The organism is Nostoc sp. DedQUE02, from assembly GCF_034531035.1.
GTDB lineage: Bacteria > Cyanobacteriota > Cyanobacteriia > Cyanobacteriales > Nostocaceae > Nostoc.
This window is the reverse complement of record NZ_JAVRBY020000024.1, coordinates 61,026-82,600: the sequence shown is the minus strand read 5'-3', so window position 1 is coordinate 82,600 and position 21,575 is coordinate 61,026. Positions and strand designations below refer to the sequence as shown.

At 40.8% G+C, this 21,575-nt stretch carries 23 protein-coding genes and 1 tRNA gene; 15 read left to right on the top strand and 9 right to left on the bottom strand.

What is annotated here, in order from left to right; all coding sequences use genetic code 11:
* Positions 1–78: 78 nt before the first annotated feature.
* Entirely contained in the window at positions 79–753 is a 675-nt protein-coding gene (gene lipB, locus RMX98_RS19115; protein WP_322677728.1) for a lipoyl(octanoyl) transferase LipB, read from the bottom strand.
* A gap of 622 nt (positions 754–1,375) precedes the next feature.
* Here lipB and hpf point away from each other — a divergent pair.
* Positions 1,376–2,020, top strand: coding sequence for a ribosome hibernation-promoting factor, HPF/YfiA family (gene hpf, locus RMX98_RS19110; RefSeq protein ID WP_322677727.1), 645 nt, complete (start codon positions 1,376–1,378; stop codon positions 2,018–2,020).
* Between the two features lie 68 nt (positions 2,021–2,088).
* On the opposite strand, the gene RMX98_RS19105 is transcribed toward hpf, so the two are convergent.
* Positions 2,089–2,547 (bottom strand): peroxiredoxin, encoded by a 459-nt coding sequence (locus RMX98_RS19105; protein ID WP_322677726.1) that lies wholly within the window; start codon positions 2,545–2,547, stop codon positions 2,089–2,091.
* 122 nt (positions 2,548–2,669) lie between these two features.
* On the opposite strand from RMX98_RS19105, the gene RMX98_RS19100 reads away from it, so the two are divergent.
* A complete protein-coding gene (locus tag RMX98_RS19100; RefSeq protein ID WP_322677725.1) occupies positions 2,670–3,797 on the top strand; it encodes an acyltransferase family protein in 1,128 nt (375 codons plus the stop codon).
* A 265-nt stretch (positions 3,798–4,062) separates the two neighbouring features.
* Positions 4,063–4,770: a CAP domain-containing protein gene (locus RMX98_RS19095; protein ID WP_322677724.1), complete on the top strand. Its 708-nt coding sequence runs from the start codon at positions 4,063–4,065 to the stop codon at positions 4,768–4,770.
* A 369-nt stretch (positions 4,771–5,139) separates the two neighbouring features.
* Here the strand turns inward: RMX98_RS19095 and RMX98_RS19090 are convergent, their stop codons facing one another.
* The 3 genes from RMX98_RS19090 to RMX98_RS19080 form a co-directional block, all read right to left on the bottom strand.
* The gene (locus tag RMX98_RS19090) at positions 5,140–5,385 is read right to left on the bottom strand and encodes an HNH endonuclease (protein ID WP_322677723.1); all 246 of its coding nucleotides are present in this window, start codon (positions 5,383–5,385) and stop codon (positions 5,140–5,142) included.
* 7 nt (positions 5,386–5,392) lie between these two features.
* Entirely contained in the window at positions 5,393–6,490 is a 1,098-nt protein-coding gene (locus tag RMX98_RS19085; protein WP_322677722.1) for a Gfo/Idh/MocA family oxidoreductase, read from the bottom strand.
* Between the two features lie 376 nt (positions 6,491–6,866).
* Positions 6,867–7,334, bottom strand: coding sequence for a DUF4870 domain-containing protein (locus RMX98_RS19080; RefSeq protein ID WP_322677721.1), 468 nt, complete (start codon positions 7,332–7,334; stop codon positions 6,867–6,869).
* A 722-nt stretch (positions 7,335–8,056) separates the two neighbouring features.
* Here RMX98_RS19080 and RMX98_RS19075 point away from each other — a divergent pair.
* Together RMX98_RS19075 and RMX98_RS19070 are read left to right on the top strand one after the other, a co-directional pair.
* A complete protein-coding gene (locus RMX98_RS19075) occupies positions 8,057–8,452 on the top strand; it encodes a hypothetical protein (protein WP_322677720.1) in 396 nt (131 codons plus the stop codon).
* 364 nt (positions 8,453–8,816) lie between these two features.
* Complete coding sequence (locus RMX98_RS19070) at positions 8,817–9,566, top strand: hypothetical protein (protein WP_409881211.1); 750 nt, start codon at positions 8,817–8,819, stop codon at positions 9,564–9,566.
* A 302-nt stretch (positions 9,567–9,868) separates the two neighbouring features.
* Here the strand turns inward: RMX98_RS19070 and RMX98_RS19065 are convergent, their stop codons facing one another.
* The 3 genes from RMX98_RS19065 to RMX98_RS19055 form a co-directional block, all read right to left on the bottom strand.
* Entirely contained in the window at positions 9,869–11,143 is a 1,275-nt protein-coding gene (locus tag RMX98_RS19065) for a ribulose bisphosphate carboxylase small subunit (protein WP_322677718.1), read from the bottom strand.
* Between the two features lie 514 nt (positions 11,144–11,657).
* A complete protein-coding gene (locus RMX98_RS19060) occupies positions 11,658–11,891 on the bottom strand; it encodes a DUF6887 family protein (RefSeq protein ID WP_322677717.1) in 234 nt (77 codons plus the stop codon).
* Entirely contained in the window at positions 11,881–12,015 is a 135-nt protein-coding gene (locus RMX98_RS19055; protein WP_409881191.1) for a DUF6888 family protein, read from the bottom strand. The genes RMX98_RS19060 and RMX98_RS19055 overlap by 11 nt, the downstream gene beginning before the upstream one ends.
* Before the next feature lie 394 nt (positions 12,016–12,409).
* On the opposite strand from RMX98_RS19055, the gene trmFO reads away from it, so the two are divergent.
* Both trmFO and RMX98_RS19045 read left to right on the top strand, forming a co-directional pair.
* Positions 12,410–13,735, top strand: coding sequence for an FADH(2)-oxidizing methylenetetrahydrofolate--tRNA-(uracil(54)-C(5))-methyltransferase TrmFO (gene trmFO, locus RMX98_RS19050; protein WP_322677716.1), 1,326 nt, complete (start codon positions 12,410–12,412; stop codon positions 13,733–13,735).
* 267 nt (positions 13,736–14,002) lie between these two features.
* Positions 14,003–14,782: an FkbM family methyltransferase gene (locus RMX98_RS19045; RefSeq protein WP_322677715.1), complete on the top strand. Its 780-nt coding sequence runs from the start codon at positions 14,003–14,005 to the stop codon at positions 14,780–14,782.
* A gap of 15 nt (positions 14,783–14,797) precedes the next feature.
* On the opposite strand, the gene RMX98_RS19040 is transcribed toward RMX98_RS19045, so the two are convergent.
* Entirely contained in the window at positions 14,798–15,115 is a 318-nt protein-coding gene (locus RMX98_RS19040) for a hypothetical protein (protein WP_322677714.1), read from the bottom strand.
* Positions 15,116–15,276: 161 nt separating this feature from the next.
* Between RMX98_RS19040 and RMX98_RS19035 the strand changes: the two genes are divergently transcribed.
* The 8 genes from RMX98_RS19035 (at position 15,277) to RMX98_RS19000 (ending at position 21,305) form a co-directional block, all read left to right on the top strand.
* Positions 15,277–16,482 carry a murein hydrolase activator EnvC family protein gene (locus RMX98_RS19035; protein ID WP_322677713.1) on the top strand — a complete coding sequence of 402 codons (1,206 nt, stop codon included), beginning with the start codon at positions 15,277–15,279 and terminating at the stop codon, positions 16,480–16,482.
* Between the two features lie 45 nt (positions 16,483–16,527).
* Positions 16,528–16,600: transfer RNA gene (locus RMX98_RS19030), tRNA-Arg, on the top strand.
* A gap of 178 nt (positions 16,601–16,778) precedes the next feature.
* Positions 16,779–16,910: a hypothetical protein gene (locus RMX98_RS19025; RefSeq protein WP_322677712.1), complete on the top strand. Its 132-nt coding sequence runs from the start codon at positions 16,779–16,781 to the stop codon at positions 16,908–16,910.
* Positions 16,907–17,095, top strand: coding sequence for a hypothetical protein (locus RMX98_RS19020; RefSeq protein WP_322677711.1), 189 nt, complete (start codon positions 16,907–16,909; stop codon positions 17,093–17,095). The genes RMX98_RS19025 and RMX98_RS19020 overlap by 4 nt, the downstream gene beginning before the upstream one ends.
* Positions 17,095–17,673 carry a Uma2 family endonuclease gene (locus RMX98_RS19015; protein WP_322677747.1) on the top strand — a complete coding sequence of 193 codons (579 nt, stop codon included), beginning with the start codon at positions 17,095–17,097 and terminating at the stop codon, positions 17,671–17,673. The genes RMX98_RS19020 and RMX98_RS19015 overlap by 1 nt, the downstream gene beginning before the upstream one ends.
* Positions 17,674–18,065: 392 nt before the next feature.
* Positions 18,066–18,449: a VOC family protein gene (locus RMX98_RS19010; protein ID WP_322677710.1), complete on the top strand. Its 384-nt coding sequence runs from the start codon at positions 18,066–18,068 to the stop codon at positions 18,447–18,449.
* A gap of 31 nt (positions 18,450–18,480) precedes the next feature.
* A complete protein-coding gene (gene ylqF, locus RMX98_RS19005; protein WP_322677709.1) occupies positions 18,481–19,362 on the top strand; it encodes a ribosome biogenesis GTPase YlqF in 882 nt (293 codons plus the stop codon).
* Between the two features lie 290 nt (positions 19,363–19,652).
* Entirely contained in the window at positions 19,653–21,305 is a 1,653-nt protein-coding gene (locus RMX98_RS19000; RefSeq protein ID WP_322677708.1) for an adenylate/guanylate cyclase domain-containing protein, read from the top strand.
* The last annotated feature ends 270 nt before the right edge of the window (positions 21,306–21,575 follow it).

Genomic DNA, 21,575 nt, shown 5'->3' with positions numbered 1-21,575 from the left:
AAGTCTCTCACAATTTAAATAGGACTGCTATAGTATTTATTACATAATTACAATCTGAATTTACTCAGACCGGAAAAATTATTGAGGTTGAGATTCAACTAATTCCACACTAAAGACTTCCGCAAATGATTGTGCTACATAAAAACGCACTTCTTCGCAGGTGATACCTGGAATCCATTCGGCTAAACTGCCTACAGGTTTATCAGAAATACCGCAGGGTACAATGCGTTCAAAGCCTGTCATGTCAGGACAAACATTTAATGCAAAGCCGTGCATAGTAATCCAACGACTGACTTTGATACCAATAGCCGCAACTTTTCGCCCTTGTAACCAAACACCAGTAAAAGCCGGAATTCTCTCTCCCTGCAATCCGTAAACTGCCAATACGCGAATTATTACTTCTTCGAGTTGCCGTAAGTACCAATGGAGGTCTTTACGATAACTTTGCAGATTTAAAATTGGATATCCCACCAATTGACCAGGACAATGGTGAGTAACTTCGCCACCCCGTTCAATTCGATGCACATCATATTGATTTTTTTCAATATCAAATTTGAGAAAATCTGAGTTGCTTCCTTGCCCCAGAGTGTAGACAGGTGGATGTTCTAGCAAAATTAACACGTCATCTAGACTGGAGTCATGGATACGCTCAGTGAGGAGCGATCGCTGCCATTTATGAGCTTCTAAGTAAGGCATTAACCCTTTATTATACAGCAAACAACGGTTTTTGTCTGGTTTCTTACTATGGATCATGCCAAAAATCAACTGTATTTAGGACGAAATATATTTCAATTTAGAAGATTAGAGTCAACAAGTGTGAAGCTTTGCAAAGGATTTTAAAGGAAAGTCAAGGGAACCTACATTAGAAAATACAAAGTGCTAGCTTGAATATTAACCTCAATAGGTTTTAGGAGGAATTCTCTGCAATAAGCATCATGCCAAGACAAAAAAGACGAATGTACTGGCTGATGATTCACATAACATTGCTTGCATTTAAAACCGAATTAAACTTCCACAAATACTTGTATTATCGAACAATAGCAAGCAAACTTCAACCGAACACAAAAGGAGCAACTATCAACAGTTTTGTAAGCGTTGCTTTATTTGAATTTGGTAGTCACAGGAGCTACCATTCAGATTGCCTCACCTAAGAGTTCTAAGTGGATATCGAATTGGATATCAGCGCAGAGATAAGGAGGTAAATCAAGGGTATAATTTGACAACAACTCAGATGCAGCAAGCTGAGAGACAGCTTACCAGCACTACATACAATATAGTTCACAATTTGTTTTGGCGGGAGTAATAAACCTTACCGCAACTTCTTTTCATACAAAGCAAATTCACACATCCAAATATTTTAGTGGGAGAGTATTACATGAAGCTTGTCATCCACGGCAAAAATATTGAAATCACCGATGCGATTCGTGAGTATGTACATCAAAAGATTGAAAAAGCAGTTAGTCACTTTCAGAGCCTTACAAATGAAGTGGATGTGCATCTTAGCGTCGCCCGTAATCCCCGAATTAATACTAGACAAGCAGCTGAAGTAACTATTTATGCTAACGGTAGCGTTATTCGTGCCGAGGAAAGTAGCGAAAACCTATACGCCAGCATTGACTTAGTTGCAGATAAAATTGCCCGTCAACTGCGGAAATACAAAGAACGCCGTCAAGACCAGAAAACTCAGGCTCAACCAACAGAAGTAGTTGTTCCAGAGTCGATAGTAACAGATTTAATTGGCGATCGCACCCCCGAATTACCCAACGAAGTCGTTCGCACCAAATATTTTTCTATGCCGCCGATGACCCTTGCAGAAGCCCTGGAACAACTGCAACTCGTAGGACACGACTTTTATATGTTCCACAATTCTGAAACTGGAGAGATTAATGTAATTTACGAACGTAACCACGGCGGTTATGGTGTGATTCATCCCCGCAATGGTAACGGCCATACTAACGGCAAGAATGGTAAGGCAAGCCACGCTAATATTGTCATGCCAGAAAAGTCGCATTCTAAATAGGGAATGAGGAATGGGGGCTAGGGACTGGAAAAGAGTTTCCCAGTACCCAATCCCCAATCCCCAGTACCCTATTTCACAAGTTGTTGCAAAGTTTTCAGCGCTTCTTCCACATGACCTTTAAAGTTAAACATGGAATCAAACACGTATTGCACAACTCCCTGTTGGTCAATAACGTAAGTAACGCGACCAGGGAACAAGCCAAAGGCTGCTGTTGCGCCATATAGCTTTCGTACTTGGTCGCCTTTGTCAGTTAACAGGGTAAAAGGTAGATTATATTTGGCAGCAAATTTTTGGTGAGATTCACTCGAATCAGCACTCACGCCGACAACTTCCGCGCCAGCAGTTTTAAACACTTCATACTGATCGCGAAAGGCGCAAGATTCCGCCGTACATCCGGGTGTATCGTCCTTGGGATAAAAATATAGGACAACAGTTTTTTTGCCGCGAAAATCTTGCAGGCTAACTGGTGAGCCGTTTTGGGCAGGTAGAGTGAAATTAGGAGCGGTATCTCCAACTTTGATTGGCATAGCGAGTGGTGGTAATGACTTAACAAAATTTTACCTTGTATCCAAGTTTATAAATTTTGCTTGATTACCTGCATCAAGCGGAGTAGCTTAGATACTCACTCATCTAACATAAAATTCCGCTTATGCGCCTGACTTCACTGGATGTTTTTCGCGGTATTACCATTGCTGCAATGATTCTCGTCAATATGGCGGGTGTTGCTGATGATGTATATCCTCCCTTAGCCCACGCCGATTGGCACGGCTGCACACCAACTGACTTAGTATTTCCCTTCTTTCTCTTCATTGTCGGTGTAGCGATGACTTTCTCGTTGTCAAAGTACAGCGAAGGCAATAAACCAACCTCAGCTATTTACTGGCGGATACTGCGGCGCGCCGCCATTCTCTTTGCTTTAGGATTGCTACTCAATGGCTTTTGGAATCAGGGTATTTGGACTTTTGATTTGAGCAATATTCGCATTATGGGAGTGTTGCAGCGCATCAGCCTTACTTATCTGCTGGCTTCTCTAGCTGTTCTCAATCTTCCGCGCAAAGGTCAATGGATACTAGCAGCAGTGCTACTCATCGGTTACTGGCTAACGATGATGTATGTAGCAGTGCCAGAATATGGCGCGGGAGTGCTGACGCGAGAAGGTAATTTTGGCGCTTATATTGACCGCCTGATTATTCCCAAAGCACATCTATATAAAGGTGATGGTTTCAACTTTATGGGAGATCCAGAAGGACTTTTCAGTACTATTCCCGCCATAGTAAGCGTCCTTGCTGGCTACTTCACTGGTCAATGGATACGCAGCCAACCTGTACAGTCACGCACAAGTACAGGTTTAGCATTATTTGGAATTGGTTGCTTAATTATCGGTTGGGCGTGGGGATGGACATTCCCGATTAACAAAAAGCTGTGGACAAGTTCTTATGTAGTATTTACAACAGGTTGGGCGTTACTGTTGCTAGCAACTTGTTATGAATTCATCGAAGTACGGCTAATGCGTCGCTGGAGTAAACCTTTTGAAATTATGGGCTTAAATGCGATCGCTCTTTTCGTTGCATCGGTTTTATTGATTAAAATCTTAGTTAAAACCACTATTGGCACTGGCAAAGATGCTCCCAGCACCTACAATTGGATTTACCAGAATTTTTTCGCATCTTGGGCAGGGGCGCTAAATGGTTCCCTGTTATTCGCTTTAGTCACTGTGTTGTTGTGGTGGGCTGTTGGTGTTCTAATGTATCGACAACGCTGGTTTCTGAAAGTATAAAAAAGATTTTTGTTGTTATTTCCCTTTTATTGTTTTGAATGTTACAACAGGTATTAAGTGATAGATTTATAACATTTTAGGAACAAAGGCGATCGCAGCTTTATCTATATTATTGACGTGTGAATCTGCGTTTTCTTTGGCGAACTCACTTAAGTTCTGATGTCGTTTTTAACAGTAGAAGCGTCTACAAACTTATCTGTGCGTTGGAAATTCTTATTTCTTCTAATTCACTAAATTAATCCATAGAAAAATTGTGAGGTAATAGATGCTTCGCCTGAAATTTTGGGTATTTTTGCCAATTGCTTTAATATTTGGCTGCTCAGATCAACTGTTTCAATCTAACCCGTCTTTAGCCAAGCCTAAGCCAGCAGTAGTTAAACAAACTAGTCCAACTTTATTAGCCAAGGCGAGTTACCTTTCACCACTGGAACAACAGGTAATTGTTGAAACAAATAAGGTACGAACAAACCCCAAGTCATACCTTCCAATTTTGGAAAACTATAGAAAGCGCTTTCAGGGGAACCGAGTCAAAATTTCTAATAATACCTATTTGCGAACTCAAGAAGGCGTCAAAGCAGTCGATGAAGCGATCGCATTTCTCAAATCAGCACGTCCTATAGGAACCTTGAGTCCATCAAAGGGTATGTCTTTAGGAGCAAAAGACCACGTAAAAGACCAAGGCCCAAAAGGTGCTATAGGTCATGATGGTAGCGATGGTAGTAACCCTTTTACTCGCATCAACCGCTATGGTAGATGGCAAACAACGGCAGGTGAAAATATCAGTTATGGGCCAAACACGGCTCAAGATATCGTTATGCAGTTAATTATTGATGATGGTGTGAGCGATCGCGGTCATCGAAAAAACATTTTTAACGGCGCTTTTAAAGTATCTGGTGTTGCTTATGGAACTCACAAATCATATAAAACAATCTGCGTGATTGACTACGCTGGTGGGTATCAGGAAAAAACTTAAGATAGTGAGAAGCAGGGGGTAGTGATGCTTTTTGCTCCCCTCTCCGTGTCGGAGAGGAGTTGGGGGAGAGGTCACTCGCTTCGCTCAAATTCAAAATTCAAAATTCAAAATTCAAAATTTAATTAGTGGGAGCTTGGACTCGCCACTAATTAAAGACCACCATAATCAAAGATTATGGTAGGGGCTTGTACCCAGAATTAATCAATTCAAAATTATTCTTCCAGATTGAACGCGTGAACGCGTGAAGTTTGAATTCAAAAAAGGTCAAATAAGACTTGTAAAACTCACGTTAATTTATTGCCCGCTTCAACTAGCGAGGCGATCGCGGGTAAACTAGAAAATATCCCTATTCCAGGCAATTGAGAACTGCTATAAATCAAAATGTCGCCGGAAACGGGGATCAACATTGTCTGTTTTCTGCTGATTGCAGGTAAAGCAAAGAGTTTGGAGATTGCTAATATCATTTTGACCGCCACGAGCGAGGGGAATGATATGGTCAATGCTGAGGTTAGTTTCTCCAGTAGTTTTACCGCAACTTCGGCATTGGTATTGGTCACGTTGAAAAACATATTTCTTGACTTCCGGCGGGATACGAATGCGGGGAGTTTTATTCATTTGTTTTCTAGCTGTTCAGAAATTCTTCCAAGCTGGGTACATCTACCCAACTTGATTTTTGATGAGATTCATGGGATAAATCCATCAACAACTGAGAATAAATTCCTTCTCGTAGTGATGGTGTAATTTCCTGATGGCGGTCAATTCCTTGTACCCACTGGTCTACTACGCGGATAAATGCGGAAATGCGCCCATCAGCATAATTTTTGGGAAAAATTAACCGATTCGGTATTTCTATTTCTGTTAGAGGTTTACCTGGCTGGGAACCCCAAACCCGAAAACCGTGTATATAGTCTTTTTGATTTTCACTGCCCACAATTAATGTACCGCGATCGCCATATACTTCTACCCAATGGGTTCTTGGTGCATGAACAACCGCACTGATAGCAAGTTGGCATGGTGTACCATTTGCTAATTCCAAGGTTAATATACAGTTGTCATCGGTATTCACTGCCTTAGATTCCCCACTAACAGGGTCAACTCGTGTATCAATAGCAGTAGTTAAATTAGCGCTTAATCTACGGACTGGCCCAAATAACCAGTGAATGTAATCAAAGGCGTGAGAACCCAAAGATCCTAATGCACCGCCTCCTTTATCCTTGTCAGAATACCAATTCCAGGGGCGTGAAGTATCAGCACGAGAAGAACCTAACCAATCAATTTTAATTAAGCGCAACTTACCCACATAGCCTTCTGACAATAATTCTGCAAACAACTGCCATGCAGGTACAAAGCGAAATTCAAAATCTACAGTTGCAATGACGCTTTTTTCTTTAGCTAACTGATAAAGTTCTTTAGCCTCAACTGCATTTAAAGTTGTCGGTTTTTCTAATAATAAATGTTTTCTGGCTTGCAGTACAGTTTTTGCCATTTCATAGTGTAAAAAGGGCGGTGTAGAGATACTGACTGCTTGCACCTCTGGTAATGCCACAATATCTGCAAGTGAGTCGGAGGCGTGGGCGATATTATGGGATTCTGCTATGGCTTTGGCTTTATTTATATCTCGGTGATAAACAGCAACTACCTCAGTGCGAGGATGTGCTTGGAATCCAGGTATATGGACTTTTTGACCAAATCCAGTACCTGCGATCGCAATTCCAATCATATTATTTTTGCTCCCATTGATTACTTCTTAAACCCTAATAACCCCAAAGCTATAAAACTCATATTGGCGTTGCTGATTGCGGTATGAAAAATAATTTTGCGTTATTTCAAAATCCTTGTAGAGACGTTGCAATGCAACGTCTCTACATCATTCATACCTCGATTCAGCAACACCACTCATATTTAATTTCTGAAAGAATTCAGTAAAACTCAAAGAGGCTTCTTGACTCTTACCTCTTACCTCTTGCCTATTGCCTATTGCCTATTGCCTCTTACCTCTTACCTATTGCCTATTGCCTCTTACCTCCTACCTCTTGCCTCCTACGCGCCACCCTGCGCGAACATAAATAAAATCGGATTGCTATATACTTTGTCTTTTATCGTAAAACTCTAATTGTCAAAGGGTAACGATAATGCTCACCATTGTAAGCTTTTAGCGCAGCAAAAGTCACTACAAATGATTGTAGTACCATCTTTAATAAAAGTAATAGCGTGAGAAAAATTAATAAACTATCTAAGGTCATTTTTATTTCATTAATTGAACCATTGCTAGTCACTGCCAAACTCAGACTAGTTAGCACCAAAATTAAAGAAATTGCGATGACAATCAAGGTATATAAGGTTAAAGAAATTTGAAAGTTTAAAGATTCTTTTCCTTGGAAATCAATCCAGGGATATTGGGCTTTTTTAATTCGCCAAATTAAAAAGGGAGGCAAAAGATTTAGGGGTAAATATAAAGGTATACCCATAAATACCAAAAAAAACAATAATATCCACCCTAACAAAGCCGAGAAATGACACAACATCGCCCATATACGCATTTGTTGTTTAGGTTTTTTTCTCATGGCTTTTTATGTGTAAGTGGATTTACCAGATAATTCTCTATTGTAATTATCTATAAAAAAGCCAAACAAGAGTTGAAAATCTGAGTATTTTTCTGTCATAGTTCTTGGGAAGAGGTTATAGAGCAGAATTCAGAACATAGAATTCCGAATGGGCTACGCCTCGCTACGCTAACAGGAGTAAAACACGCTTTCTACCTAAGTAACAGACTTAGTTTGTGTACCTCACCAACTTTAAATCTGCTGTATTTCCCCGACTATGCCTTTGCTTGGCAGCAGCAAGAAAATAACTGTCCTTGCCTACCACTTCTCCCTCATAGCCCATTTTCTATCTTACTCGTAGTCTAAACACCTCCAAACTGCTGTAACATTACAACATTCCTCATCAACATTGCAACATTCTTCATCAACGTTGCAATATTCTTTATCAAGATTGCAATATTCTTCATAAATATTGTAATGTTCGTCATCAACATTGAAACATTCCTCATTAACATTGCAATATTCCTCATCAATATTGAAATATTCGTCCTTAAGATTGCAATATTTGTCATTAACATTAAAGCAATTGTGAAGAGCAAGAGGTGCAAACTTAAAATTAAGAGGAATCACCCAAATTAGTTTGTATTTATTGAATAAATCTAATTATTCCTGAATTTTACTGAACCAGAAAACAATTTCTATAAGGCAAACTAGCTCTATAACCTTCTCTAAGGAATATATTTATGTCTCGTAGAAAACGTACATCCCGTGTTTTAGAAAAAGCTGAATTGAGATCCGCAGGATTGAAAGCAATTGATTCAAATATGGATTTTGGTAATAATTGCGATTTACAAAATCTAACTCAATCAATTGAGCAGTTACGAACCATGCTTGATGAATATAATACTGCTTTAGCTGTAATTGACTCTTCTAAAACTAAAATTGATGAGATGGAAAAAACTTTAAGTAATCTTACAGACAAGATGGTAAGGGGCGTTGCTTTTAAATATGGTAAAGATAGCAGTGAATATGAGATGGCGGGTGGTGTTCGCGATAGCGAACGTATCCGTAAAAGCCGATTGAGCCGCTTAAAAGCTGTTGCTGGAGAAGTCTCAGATGAAAATGCTAAAACTGCTTAATCAAGAACGATAGAAAATAGAAACTAGAGCGAAAAAGAGCTTCTGGCGAGGAGTCTAGAGAATAAACAAGGCTCGCATTATTCATTAAAACCATTTTTGTGACTGCTGTGATCGCTGACAGTAGAGTGTAACTCATCAGAATTTCTTTTATTTACTGATGCTCTTTGATAAAGGACAATTATATACAGCTACTATCAGGCGTTCTCATGGACATTGTGTTATGCACTTTCTAGTCTAGTTTCGTTTTTTGTAATGCTGAAAATACTGAAAAATGGGGGTTTCAACAATTTTACTTGTCTAAATAGTGATTAAAGATTATAGTGGTACGGTGTTTCCAATTTCACCGACTCGGAAGGTTCGTACCATGATTTATTTTGGCAAAGTACAAAAGTATTTTGCAGGCATTTCTTTGTCTGTAATATTACTAGCTGATTTAGTTCTCACACAAAAAACTCTTCCAGTTTTAGCCGAAACGATCAATACATCTTTCGCTAATACTGTGACATTCAGTTGCAATGATAGTGAAGCGACAATCAAAGCTAAAAATGGCCCCAAAGTAGTTAATGGAACATCAAGAATTTACATTGGTTATCGGCAACTCTCAAATAACAAAGATCCTATAACTGCTCGCTTTGATAATGGGATAAGAAGATGGTGTCGTACTGATTACGAAACTACGAGAGACGATAGTACAGGTTACGGATTGTATTGGAATGGCAGTGATGTTTTATATGGCGTTTACTCTTCCACTGGCAGTCAGACTGGGAATGATTTTCGCCGCTTTGCCGTTGGGCGTTGGTTATCTAGCTATGGTAGCGGAGGCGGGCCAAAAGCCGCAGTTATAGCTCGGATTAATCCAGCTAATGGCGATGTTTCTTATGCCACATTCTTATCTGCCAAAAAGGCGGATAACGGACAAACTAACTCTTTAGTTGTCAATAACTTATCATGGAATGGCACAAATTTGACTGTGCAAGCAAAATCATGGTGGACTCCCCGTCGCACTAGTACAAATTCCATGAATTGCTCTGGGCCATCACCTTATCAATACACAGCTCAATTTACAGGCGATTTAAGAAAAATGAACTGGGCTTCAGCTAATACTTGTAGTTAGAAGGTTAAGATTCAGCTATCAAATTACTCCATTTTTCATTGTTCTCTCGTTCTCATACTCTGTATGGGAACGATTGATTAAAGACTGCTGTTTTCATTTACATATTAGACATTTCCAGAAATTAAATATGCGTTACCTAAAACTTTAGTAGAGACGTAGCACTGTTACGTCTCTACTAGTTTTTTAGGATTTGTGTGTACACCGTAGACAAGCTCTTAGGGAGGACAAAGCATAAGTTTGGCTCTTTGGGGTTTTCCAAATTTAATAACTAATGAAGCAGACATCAGATAACTTACTGACTGCTAATTTTTCCCATTGGGACGCTGAATAATTGTCTCCACTACCCGCCGCTTGGCTTGTGGGTCAATCCCTACTAAGCGCACATACTCACCACTATATTCTGCCAGAGTTGATTCCAAATTTGAAATTGCATCAGTCTCAGCATCAATGTGGCTATGAACACAAGTTTGCCAAGAACCTGTGCGGAAGCGGCGCTCATCTACGTGTTCAATGGTAATTTTGTAACCTTGAGCTAATAATTGTCTAATTTGAGCTTGTGTATCTAGAGTCAAATGTGCACTTGATGCTTCCTGTTTTTGAAATCCATTAGTTTTTGCTTCTTGAGTTGCACCATTGCTTGACGGCTGATTAATTGGTTTCACAGCAGCAGGTGGTGCAGATTGAGAATTTCTACCTCGATTGAGTCGATTGTAATCATCAACCAAATGGGAATTTTCCACTCGTTTTTGTTCGCCAATGAGGAAGTTACCAGACTCGATTAAGTGAGACAGCCTGAAATCTGGCTTTTTAAATTCTGGTGGCCCTTCAAGGCTGTTAACCACATTCAAGGATATCTGCTCAAAACCTACTTTATGGATGTAGTTGCGGATTTGTTCGTCATAAATGCGCGATCGCAAAGCGCTAAAAAAGTCAATGGACTGATTGACAAAAGTATCAACTAGCTGTTCCACTTCCTTCTGTGACAGTCCATCCTGTTCAAAAATCCCCTTGACAATTCCCACTTTATCGTCTCTATCTGGTTCCCAGTAGAATTTCTCCATCCGTCCATCCCGAATTAACGGTGCATAGAGAGTAGAAAAATCATTACCTGTGACAATAATCGGCACACGATGTAAAGGTGTGGAATCATAGCTTCCCGGCAACTGCACATCTGTGGGATTATCAGCAATATTCATCAGTGTGGCATTCACCAACTGCGTGTTTACAGTATATTGAGTACCTTCATCAAAGCGTCCAGCACCAGCATCTAAATCGTTAATCATCAGTACACACATTTTGCCGCGTACTTTGATCAGTTCGGCTGTTTCCCGATAGCGCAACCGAATCAACCGCGCTGGATCTCCTGCATCTGGACTTTCCAATTCACCGCCAGATACATGAGTCACTTCGATACCCATTTTCTCGAAGACTAATTGACATTGAAATGTTTTACCTTCTCCTTTGCGTCCATGAATACCCAGTATCACGGGAACTCGCACGCCAGGAAGCTTCAGGAAATTTTTGGTGATGTGGACAGCAAGTTTGTCCAAAAAGCGGGGAGCGATGTAGTAACCCATGAGTTTATGTGATGAAAAATTAACACTTATAAGGTTAATGTTAAGTTTTTTTTGGGGATAGCGATCGCTTTTCTTTCACACAGAACACGGTTTAGCTGCGCGTAGGCGTAACCCACACTTCTCTACGAGACGCTCTTGCTAGCTTGCTTCCACGTTCGCGTAGCGTCCCGCAGGCAAGTGGTACGACAAAGCTCAGTGACCACCGCAGCATTGCCGCGACCAGTTGAAAGGCCATAGAAAAATGTTACATATAGGACTCATATTTGATTGCGTGAAAAAAATTCGGTATACCTTAATCTTCTGAAATCCTCTTGCAAGAGTGCCTTTTGCCTATTGCCTACCTACACAAGTGATTTCAGTAATCAAACCGGATTCCTATAGTTATTTAACTTTGGGAATACTTACAAAAGAATATTTTTTTAGCACTTAATTCTCGTACATTCATATCTTCAAAGTTCAGTTTCATCTACAAACCTCCAAGGTTCATTAGAGGCTACGATGACTTGTATCACTATTAACTTTGATTCTTCTTCTCTTGCTGGACTCTTTGAGCGATCGCTTCTTCAATTATCCGAATATTATCTTCTATAGGTTTACCATCTTCAGTAAACATCGACGGATATATAATTGCTTCTGAATCGGGAGAACGGCGATTAAATAAGATTTCCAGTGCTTCTATATCTTCCCGATTAGCAAGCACATACGCCCTCAATTCTTTGATAGACATTTCTGCAAAATTAGGTTTCATTTACAAATCTCCAAGTTCCATCACGAAATACAAGGATTTGCAGTTCATCACCTGCTAAAATAAACACATTGCCAATTGTGTCACTAAAACGGAATAGCTGAATTTCCCGGTAGAAATTGGACAATTACTGGCAAATAATCACACACATAAGTGCTTGCTGGGTTGTAGGATATATATTCTTTTCCTCAATTGTGACATAAATAATATTAAGCCTTACTAGGTTAAAAAATCTCGGTTAGCCCAAATTACGATCGCTCAACTACGGGAACAAGAACGCCAAGCAAAGGAAGCGGCTTTACAAGAATTAGAAAAAGAGCGCGATCGCTATCAAGAATTGTTATAAACTCCAAGAAAAGGGATTGACACAGATAATTTGTAATTGCTGCTGTTGATGGTGCGTTATACTCCAAGTTCCATCACCAAATATTTAGACTCAAACTCAGCAATGCGCTACTTGTTGATGCATCTTAGCGCCGATGCTGATGGATACTTATAATATGGGAATTAAAAATTTAACTATGGAAACACAACCGATACAAGTAATTGGAGGTGGACTAGCTGGAACAGAAGCAGCTTGGCAAATAGCGCAAGCTGGAGTGCCAGTAATTCTGCATGAAATGCGTCCAAAGCGATTTAGTCCTGCTCATCATACAGAACATTTAGCAGAATTAGTGTGTAGTAATTCCTTTGGGGCAATGGCAAGCGATCGCGCGACGGGATTATTGCACGAAGAGTTACGCCAACTCGGTTCGATTGTCATCTCAAAAGCTGATGAACACGCCGTACCTGCTGGTGGCGCGCTAGCTGTAGACAGGGGACAATTTGGCCAAGATTTAACTCAAACTTTAGCGAGTCATCCTTTAATTGAATTTCGTCGGAGTGAAGTATCTGCAATTCCTGAAGGAATTGTGGTTTTAGCAACCGGGCCTTTAACTAGTCCCGATTTAGCTGAAGATTTACAACGCTTTACAGGGATGGAATACCTGAGCTTTTTTGATGCAGCTAGTCCGATTATCGTGGGAGAATCGATTAACCGTGACATTGCTTTTATGGCATCACGTTATGACAAAGGTGAAGCCGCTTATCTCAACTGCCCAATGAATAAAGAGCAGTACTTACACTTTCGAGAAGAACTCTGTAAAGCTGAACAAATAGAACTCAAGGGTTTTGAACGGGAAACAGCAAAATTTTTTGAAGCATGTTTACCCATAGAAGAACTAGCACACCGGGGGGAAGATACCATGCGCTACGGCCCCCTAAAACCAGTGGGATTGTCAGATACTCGCACAGGGGAACGTCCTTATGCTGTGGTGCAGTTACGACAAGAAGATAAAGCTGGTCAACTGTGGAATATGGTAGGATTTCAAACTAATCTGCGCTGGGGTGAGCAAAAGCGAATCTTTCAATTAATTCCAAGTTTAGAAAAAGCAGAGTTTGTCAGGCTAGGAGTAATGCACCGCAACACCTTTCTCAATGCTCCCCAGCTAATGCATCCTACCTTGCAATTTAAAGAGCGTCCCACATTATTAGCTGCGGGGCAATTGATTGGTACTGAAGGCTACACAGCTGCGGCTGCGGGTGGTTGCTTGGCGGGAATTAATGCAGCGCGGTTAGCTTTGGGTAAAGAAGCTTTGGTTTTGCCACCAACAACAATGATGGGTGCGTTATTGGAATTTATTAGTTCCGCTTCGCCGAAACATTTCCAACCAATGCCGCCTAACTTTGGGATTTTTCCCGATTTAGGAATGAAAATCAAAAGTAAACCAGAGCGTTATGGACGTTACCGCGATCGCTCTTTAGCTGATTTGGCAAATTGGAAAGTTAATCATATTAATCATAATTAATGGGCATTGGCTACAAGAGCCAGAGGGGCGAGGAGAAAGACTTGCCGCAACTTCTCCCCTGCTCCTACACTTCCTATTCTTTATATAGTCAGTAGACCGAAAAATTTTGTGATGCCTGCGGCGGGGTAGCCATCGTAAACCCTGAAACCCTTGAGATTTTTCTTTACGAATTATCTTATTAATTAGAATCTCATCAGAGTAATAAAAAGGCTTAGGATATGTTTTATAATTTTTGAGTCAAAAATTGGTGATTGAGGTAAATACAATATGCAACTTACTGCAATCAAGTCTGTTGTGAAGAATTTTTCCATTTCAACTGGTCTATATATACCCATTAGAAATTTATATCGTTTTTTAAATCAAGAACAGTTAAAAGATGATTTAGATTATTTTCAACGAGAAATTTCTTTCTTCTCAAAGCTATTAGATTCTGATAGTCTCTGCTTTGATGTTGGTGCAAACATAGGTAAAAAATCAGAGGTTTTTCTCGTAGTAGGTGCAAGAGTTGTGGCATTTGAACCACAGCCCCAATGCATGAGAGAATTAAAAGCTAGATGCAGCCATTATCGCAATAAGTTTCATCCCGTTCAGAATGCCGTTGGTGCAGAACCTGGAGAGGCAACATTGTACACTCGCGAACGAAGTGGAATCGCGAGTTTTCATGAGGATTGGATAAGCCCAGTACAAAGTAGTATTCAAGTTCCTATTACCACTCTTGATCGCGCAATTGATGAATTTGGAAAACCAGACTATTGCAAAATTGATGTTGAAGGGTGGGAGCTTGAAGTTTTAAAAGGGCTAACACAACCGATTCCTTTACTGTCATTTGAATATCATATAATAGAACGCGAAATTAAGACCACTTGTGCTTGTATAGATTATCTATCCAATTTGGGAAAGATACTAATTAATGTTGTACCTGCTGAAATGCATTCATTTGTATTTCAAGAATGGTTGACTCCAGATGAGTTTTTCAAGCGCTTTCCTGAAGATATAGCAGACCTTGGGAAAGACGACTACGGTGAAATTTGGGTTCGTAGTTGCTAATCACTCACATTTTGTTCACATATTTTTAGTGAACGCAGAGCTTTTTGGTCTACTGATAGTGACTAATCCATGTATGCCTAGTCCTGTAATTACACCTCCCAGTAATCCCCAGGTGCCATCGGCAAATACATTGATGCGATGAATGTAGGTGCGATGATAGGCATACTCCAACTGTCTATCATTTACTTTTCCAACCTCTACCAGGTTTTCCACATATTTTTCAGCTTTAATCAGCGCTGCATAATCGAGATAAAACCAATACAACGATACTCCCACCACTGCCAAACCTGGAGCAACCAAGGTAATTAAGAGAATTGCTATACGTGCGTTCATACATCTTACCCGCTCACATACCTGCTCAATGCTGACACAGATAGAATCTTTGTGTTACAACGTGGCAGACTAATTTGATAGATAGTGTTGGAGTGGGTGAATCAGATTTTGGGAATAATCCTCATAGTGTTTGAAAGCATCGTTTTAGTTAGGTTCGCACTATGAGAGCGCGATTTCTAGGAAAAGAGCAGATTTATGGCTGTTTCTCTATTGTATTTTGTTGCCTTTTGTGGATTTGTTTGGCATTAATTCCAGCCCGCGCAACCTCCACAGGGTCTATTGATGCTTTGCAACAACAGCAGCAACAAATGAATCAGCAGCGTCAGGGTGTGGTTAAAGAGCGCGATCGCTTAACAAATCTCCAACAACAGGCCCAAATACACCTCACTGGTTTAAAGCAAAATCTGCAAACTACAGATAGCTATCTTCAAGAGAGCGAATCACGATTACAACTGGCTACCCAACGCCTCCAGCAGTTAGAAGCGGATTTAGATGTGGCAGAACGTTCATATCAGGAGCGGCAAATCGCAACAGTAGCACGATTGCGTTATCTTCAGCGATCGCCTGCTTCTGCTGGATGGGCAGTTTTGCTCGAAAGTGAAAATATCAGCGACTTTTTTAGCCGTCGTCATCAGTTGAAGTTAGTATTTCAGGCAGACCAGAAAATTTTAGTAAAACTCAACGCCCAAGCAAACTCAATCAATAAACAAAAAACGGAAGTAGAACAGCAAAAAAACGAAATTGGCTTAATTCGTGAGCAACTGCTGGCACAAAAAGCCGACTATCAAACTCAGGCGCAATCGCAATCAGAATTGATTCAACGCCTGAATAGCGATCGCCTCGCCTTAGAAGCGGCACAAAATCAGCTAGAAAGGGAATCCAAAAATCTGGAAATCTTGATTCAACAAAAGGTAGCAGAAGCCAGAGCAACAGAAGAAGCCCAAACCAAAACCAACAGCCGGACAAATATCATCATCCGGGGAACTGGTGTAATGACATATCCTAGCAACGCTCCTACGAGTAGTCCTTTTGGCTGGCGGATACACCCCATTCTTGGCTATCGTCGCTTTCACGCCGGGTTAGATTTCGCCGCTAGTTATGGCAGTACAATTCGGGCAGCCGATTCGGGAACAGTAATTTTTGCTGGGTGGTATGGTGGTTATGGCAGAGCTGTAATTATCAACCACGGCAATGGGATGACTACACTGTACGGACATACCAGCGAGTTGTTTGTTTCCGAAGGACAAACAGTTGAACGCGGACAAGCGATCGCTGCTGTTGGTTCCACAGGTTTCTCAACTGGCCCCCACCTTCACTTTGAAGTTCGCCGCAATGGTACACCCGTAGACCCAGCTAATTATCTTTAAGGCTGCGAATTTTATCACAGACGTGCTATAATATGAGAAGAATGAGGGCGCGTGGCTCAGTGGATAGAGCAACAGATTCCGGTTCTGTGGGTCGGGGGTTCAAATCCCTCCGCGCTCGTTATATAAATTGTCAAATTATTTGTTCGCGTTGACAGACTAATGTCCACATTGACTAATTGTGTGTCACAGCTATATCCTGCCATATCTAAAGTATGGCAGAAATTTTCTTTTGCAAGGTAAAGGTAAGCGGTTTATGTTATCGCCGTTAGCGGAGCCTCTGTTCCATTGAGGATATTTTGACAGATTTGGCGATCGCCAGACATTTAAGAACCGAACTTTACGCTACTATTTATCCTATTACAAGCTCAGTTGAGCAAACCATTGAAGTCACCAACAACCTGCTGAAACTCGAACGAGTCGAATCATGAACACGACTCCTTTCCCAGAAAAACTCGAAGCCGCCACGCAATGGAAAGACGCGCAAGCACTTAAGAACGATAAAACAACGGCGCATTTGTTGGGGAGAATCCCTAAAGTAGAGGTAGAAGCTAAATTTTTCCTATTAGCAGCGCATAGGTTTGATGCAACAAGGATTTTTGTGGAGCGCAATTAATTATGACTGTAACCTTACAATTACCTCCTAATCTGCAATTTACTGATGAGGAATTTGCACAAATTGTAGCCGTGAATAAAGAATTACGACTAGAGTTAACTGTGGAAGGGGAATTAATTATCATGTCACCTACTGGGGGAGAAACGGGAAACCGTAATTTTGAACTGTATCTTGATTTAGGAGTTTGGAACAGACGAAATAAGCTCGGAAAAGCTTTTGATTCTTCTACTGGGTTTAAATTACCAAATGGGTCAACTCGTTCTCCTGATGCTTCTTGGGTAAAGATAGAAAGATGGGATGCTCTTACCCCAGAACAAAGAAAGAAATTTCTCCCTTTGTGTCCTGATTTTGCAGTGGAATTAGTTTCTGAAACTGATGATGTGGAAGATACTAAAGCCAAAATGGAAGAATATTTAGCAAATGGTTTACAACTGGGTTGGTTAATTAATCCTAAAGATAAACAAGTGATAATTTATCGCCCAAATATTGCACCGGAAGTTTTACAATTTCCCACAAATTTATCGGGTGAAGATGTTCTCCCTGGTTTTGTTTTGAATTTACAGCAGATTTTTGCGTAGATTTGACAACACTATACTGCTGTTATCAAAACAGAATACATGCGTCATACCATTTCTTTGTGAGGCTGCGCCAAATTCTCTTGGCTTCCTTCTTTCTTTGTGTCCTTTGCGGTTCGTTCCTTATATAGTTTGGAGTTTGGCGCATCTTCATACAGAATTGGTATCAGTTGCCAGAATGGGCTAAACCTTAGCTATCCGCTAACAGAATTGAATTCAGTGTGACACAATGAATAGCGGTAGTTGAATCTCGACTCACAACTACCTCGCAGTCGTGTGTCGAAACTCAGTGCATAGCTGGCGTATAGCGCAGGGTTATATCGTGCGATCGCAGATAGATATTTGGACAGATTTGGCGGTAGCCAGACAAGAGAGAATGAGCAGATAAAGTAAATATGGTTTTTCAGTACACTAACGCATTTGTCACCATAGCATCGGTTAATTGTGATAATTTAGTGAGTTTTTATACTAAATTGCTAGAGCGAAAGCCAGTTATTTTGATTCCGAATGTCTATGCTGAGTTTAATTTGGTTGCTATGCGATTAGGTATTTTTAAACCAAAGAACACAAACGAATCAGAATTTGAAGCGATTGCCAAAAGTAAGATAAGTTTGTGTTTCGAGGTAAGTAACTTAGAAGATGCGATCGCTCACCTCACATCTTTAAACTATCCCCCGCCAGGAGAAATTTCTATTGCTTCCCACGGCAGAGAAATTTATGCCTATGACCCTGATGGCAATCGTCTGATTTTACATCAAGCTCCAGTGAATGATAATTAATAAGTGATAATAATTTATTTGGTAATTGATTATGGCTATAACCCAAAACTATAGATTAAACCTGATTCAATGGTATCCAGGTCACATTGCCAAAGCTGAAAAGAAGCTCAAAGAACAGCTAAAGCGGGTAGATGTGGTGTTTGAGGTACGAGACGCGCGAATTCCCTTAGCGACTCACCATCCCCAAATAGGTGAATGGGTGGAGGGTAAAACACGGGTATTGATACTCAACCGAGTAGATATGATTACGCCGCAAATGCGATCTCTGTGGATAGATTGGTTTAAACGTCAAGGAGAAGTCCCTTATTTTACCAACGCTCAACATGGTAAAGGTATAGCAGAAGTGGCGCGGGCAGCGCAAGCTGCGGGGGTAGAACTCAATCAAAGAAGAAGCGATCGCGGGATGTTACCCCGTCCAGTGCGGGCTGTAGTGATTGGTTTTCCTAATGTCGGTAAATCAGCTTTAATTAATCGCCTGTTGGGAAAGCGAGTAGTGGAAAGTGCAGCTCGTCCTGGGGTAACTCGCCAACTCCGTTGGGTGCGAATTTCCGAACATTTAGAATTGCTAGATGCTCCTGGTGTCATCCCTCTAAGGTTAGAAGACCAAGATGCAGCCTTGAAATTAGCCATTTGTGATGATATCGGTGAAGCATCTTACGATAACCAACTAGTAGCAGCAGCCTTAGTGGATTTACTCAACTATTTAGAAGCCGTAGCCACAGATTTATTACCAAAAAAACCATTACAGTCCCGCTACCAACTCGATTCGACATCAGACACTGGAGATACCTTTTTGCACGCTTTAGCAGAGCATCGTTACAAAGGTGATGTAGAGCGAGCTGCAAGGCAACTTTTAACAGATTTTCGCAAGGGGTTGTTGGGTGAAATGAGTTTAGAATTACCTCCTAACTAGATTACAAGCATTTTCAGAGCGTTTTTGAGTAGCAGTTGAGTGGAAATTAAAAATCTGGGCACTCGACTTTGGTAAAATCTAGGTGAGAATAACCGTTTAAACGTTATCACTCATTCAATACGCTATCTGCGATCGCTGTGGCAAAATTGCCTCATTCAATGTAATATCTGTCACATCCTGTTGGCGGAATGCAGTTAACAGTGTCATAAAGAAAAGGTGAAGGTTAACCTGTAAGGTATAACTTACCTTAGAGTTGCTTGACCTCTAGCCTCGATGGATCTATCACACTCATGACTGAACTGACGCTACGCGTACAAGAGGGAGATACGGAGAAAACGATCGCAGTTGACCAAAATGTATTTACAATTGGTCGATTGCCGGAATGTAACTTATACTTACCTTTTGCTGGAGTATCCCGCAACCATGCTCGCCTGGTAAAAACAGCTGACGGTGTGTGGACTATTGAGGATATGGGCAGCAAAAACGGAACGCAAGTTAATAAATATTTAGTTAACTATCCCCAAGAGTTACGTCACGGCGATATCATTTGGCTGGGCAATGTTAGCCTGTTAGTGCTGTTCACAAGCCCTGTTTCCCAACCGATACCTGAGTATCCTGGAACTTCGGACATTAATGAGCAAAGAACAATCCTTCATAATGTCGAACAATTACAACAGCAATGGATCGCGGCTGATAGCAAAGATGGCAACATCAATAATAAAGACAAAACTATTGCCCGTCTCAAAGACTTAGTGGACATAGCGAAAAATCTCTGTGCAGCAGCCTCTATAGAAGAGATATTTTCTCAAGTGCAGCAAGTGGTTTTTCGTTACCTTGATAGTATTGATCGCTTGGCATTATTAATTGATGTTCATGGTTGCGGCCAATTAGAATTAATGAATGCTGCTACTAGAAACGCTTCCCAACAAAAACATCTTCCCTCCGATGGTAGTTGGATTAGTCGTAGCATCTGTCAAAAGGTATTTGAGGAAAAAGTCGTCATTCAAACCGGTGATACTCACCAGGATGAACGATTTGCTAGCGAACAGAGTATTTTAGTCAAAGGCATTCGTAGCGCGATGGCGGTGCCTTTATGGGATGAAAATAAAGTTGTGGGCGTACTGTATGCCGATGCCAATCTTTCTTCCTATCATTGGGCAAATGAAGGTGAAGAAGAATTGAGTTTTTTCTCAGCTTTAGCAAATCTTGTCGCTTCTAGTGTGCAGCGTTGGTTATTAGTAGAAAAACTCAAAACTGAAGAGATGATTCGTCACCGACTAGAACGCTATCATTCTCCAGCAGTTGTACAGCAGTTGATATCTGTAGGCGGATTACCGGGTGGTCGTTTAGCTCCCGCCGAGAGCGAAATCAGCATTTTGTTTGCTGATTTAGTTGGCTTTACGGCAATTTCTGAAAGGTTAACACCAACTGCGATCGCTCAACTATTAAATAATTTATTTGAAGAAATGCTAAAAGAAGTGTTCGGTTGCGGCGGCACTTTAGATAAATATATTGGCGATTGTATTATGGCATTTTTTGGCGCTCCAGAACCGCAAGCAGACCATGCCGATCGCGCTGTTACTGCTGCCAAAGGAATGCTCAATCGTCTGGAACATCTTAATGCCAATGGTTTTTGGCACGAACCCCTGCAATTACGGATTGCAATTAATAGCGGTAAGGCTGTGGTGGGAGATGTCGGTAGTTCCCAAAGGGTAGATTATACGGCATTAGGCGCGACGATTAATCTTGCTGCTCGTATGGAAGCAGTTTGTCCCCCTAGTGAATGCGTGATTAGTCAAGCTACCCATAAAATGCTCTCACAACCCTCAGACTTCCAAGAAATGGGAGATTATCGTTTCAAAGGTATTGAGCGATTAGTTAAGGTTTATCAGACAAAATTGCAACCAGTGCCAACAATTATTAATAGATTTATTAATCTTTAGTTTGAAAATGACGCTTGCAGGAATAGATTTTGTACCTCACTGAAATCTTGTCCATTGTGAAATTCATAAGTAGTGTGGGCAACATTCAACTGATATGATGTCACGCAAAATGCACCCATAATAAACAGTTTTTAGTAGTAACTGAAGTTCTGACTACGAATATTTTTTTCAGCTTGATTAACCGGACATAATAAGGGTGCATAGCAGTTTTTATTTCGCACTGAGAGAATAACTGTCATTGCGTACTCCTATAGAGAAGCAAGCTACGCG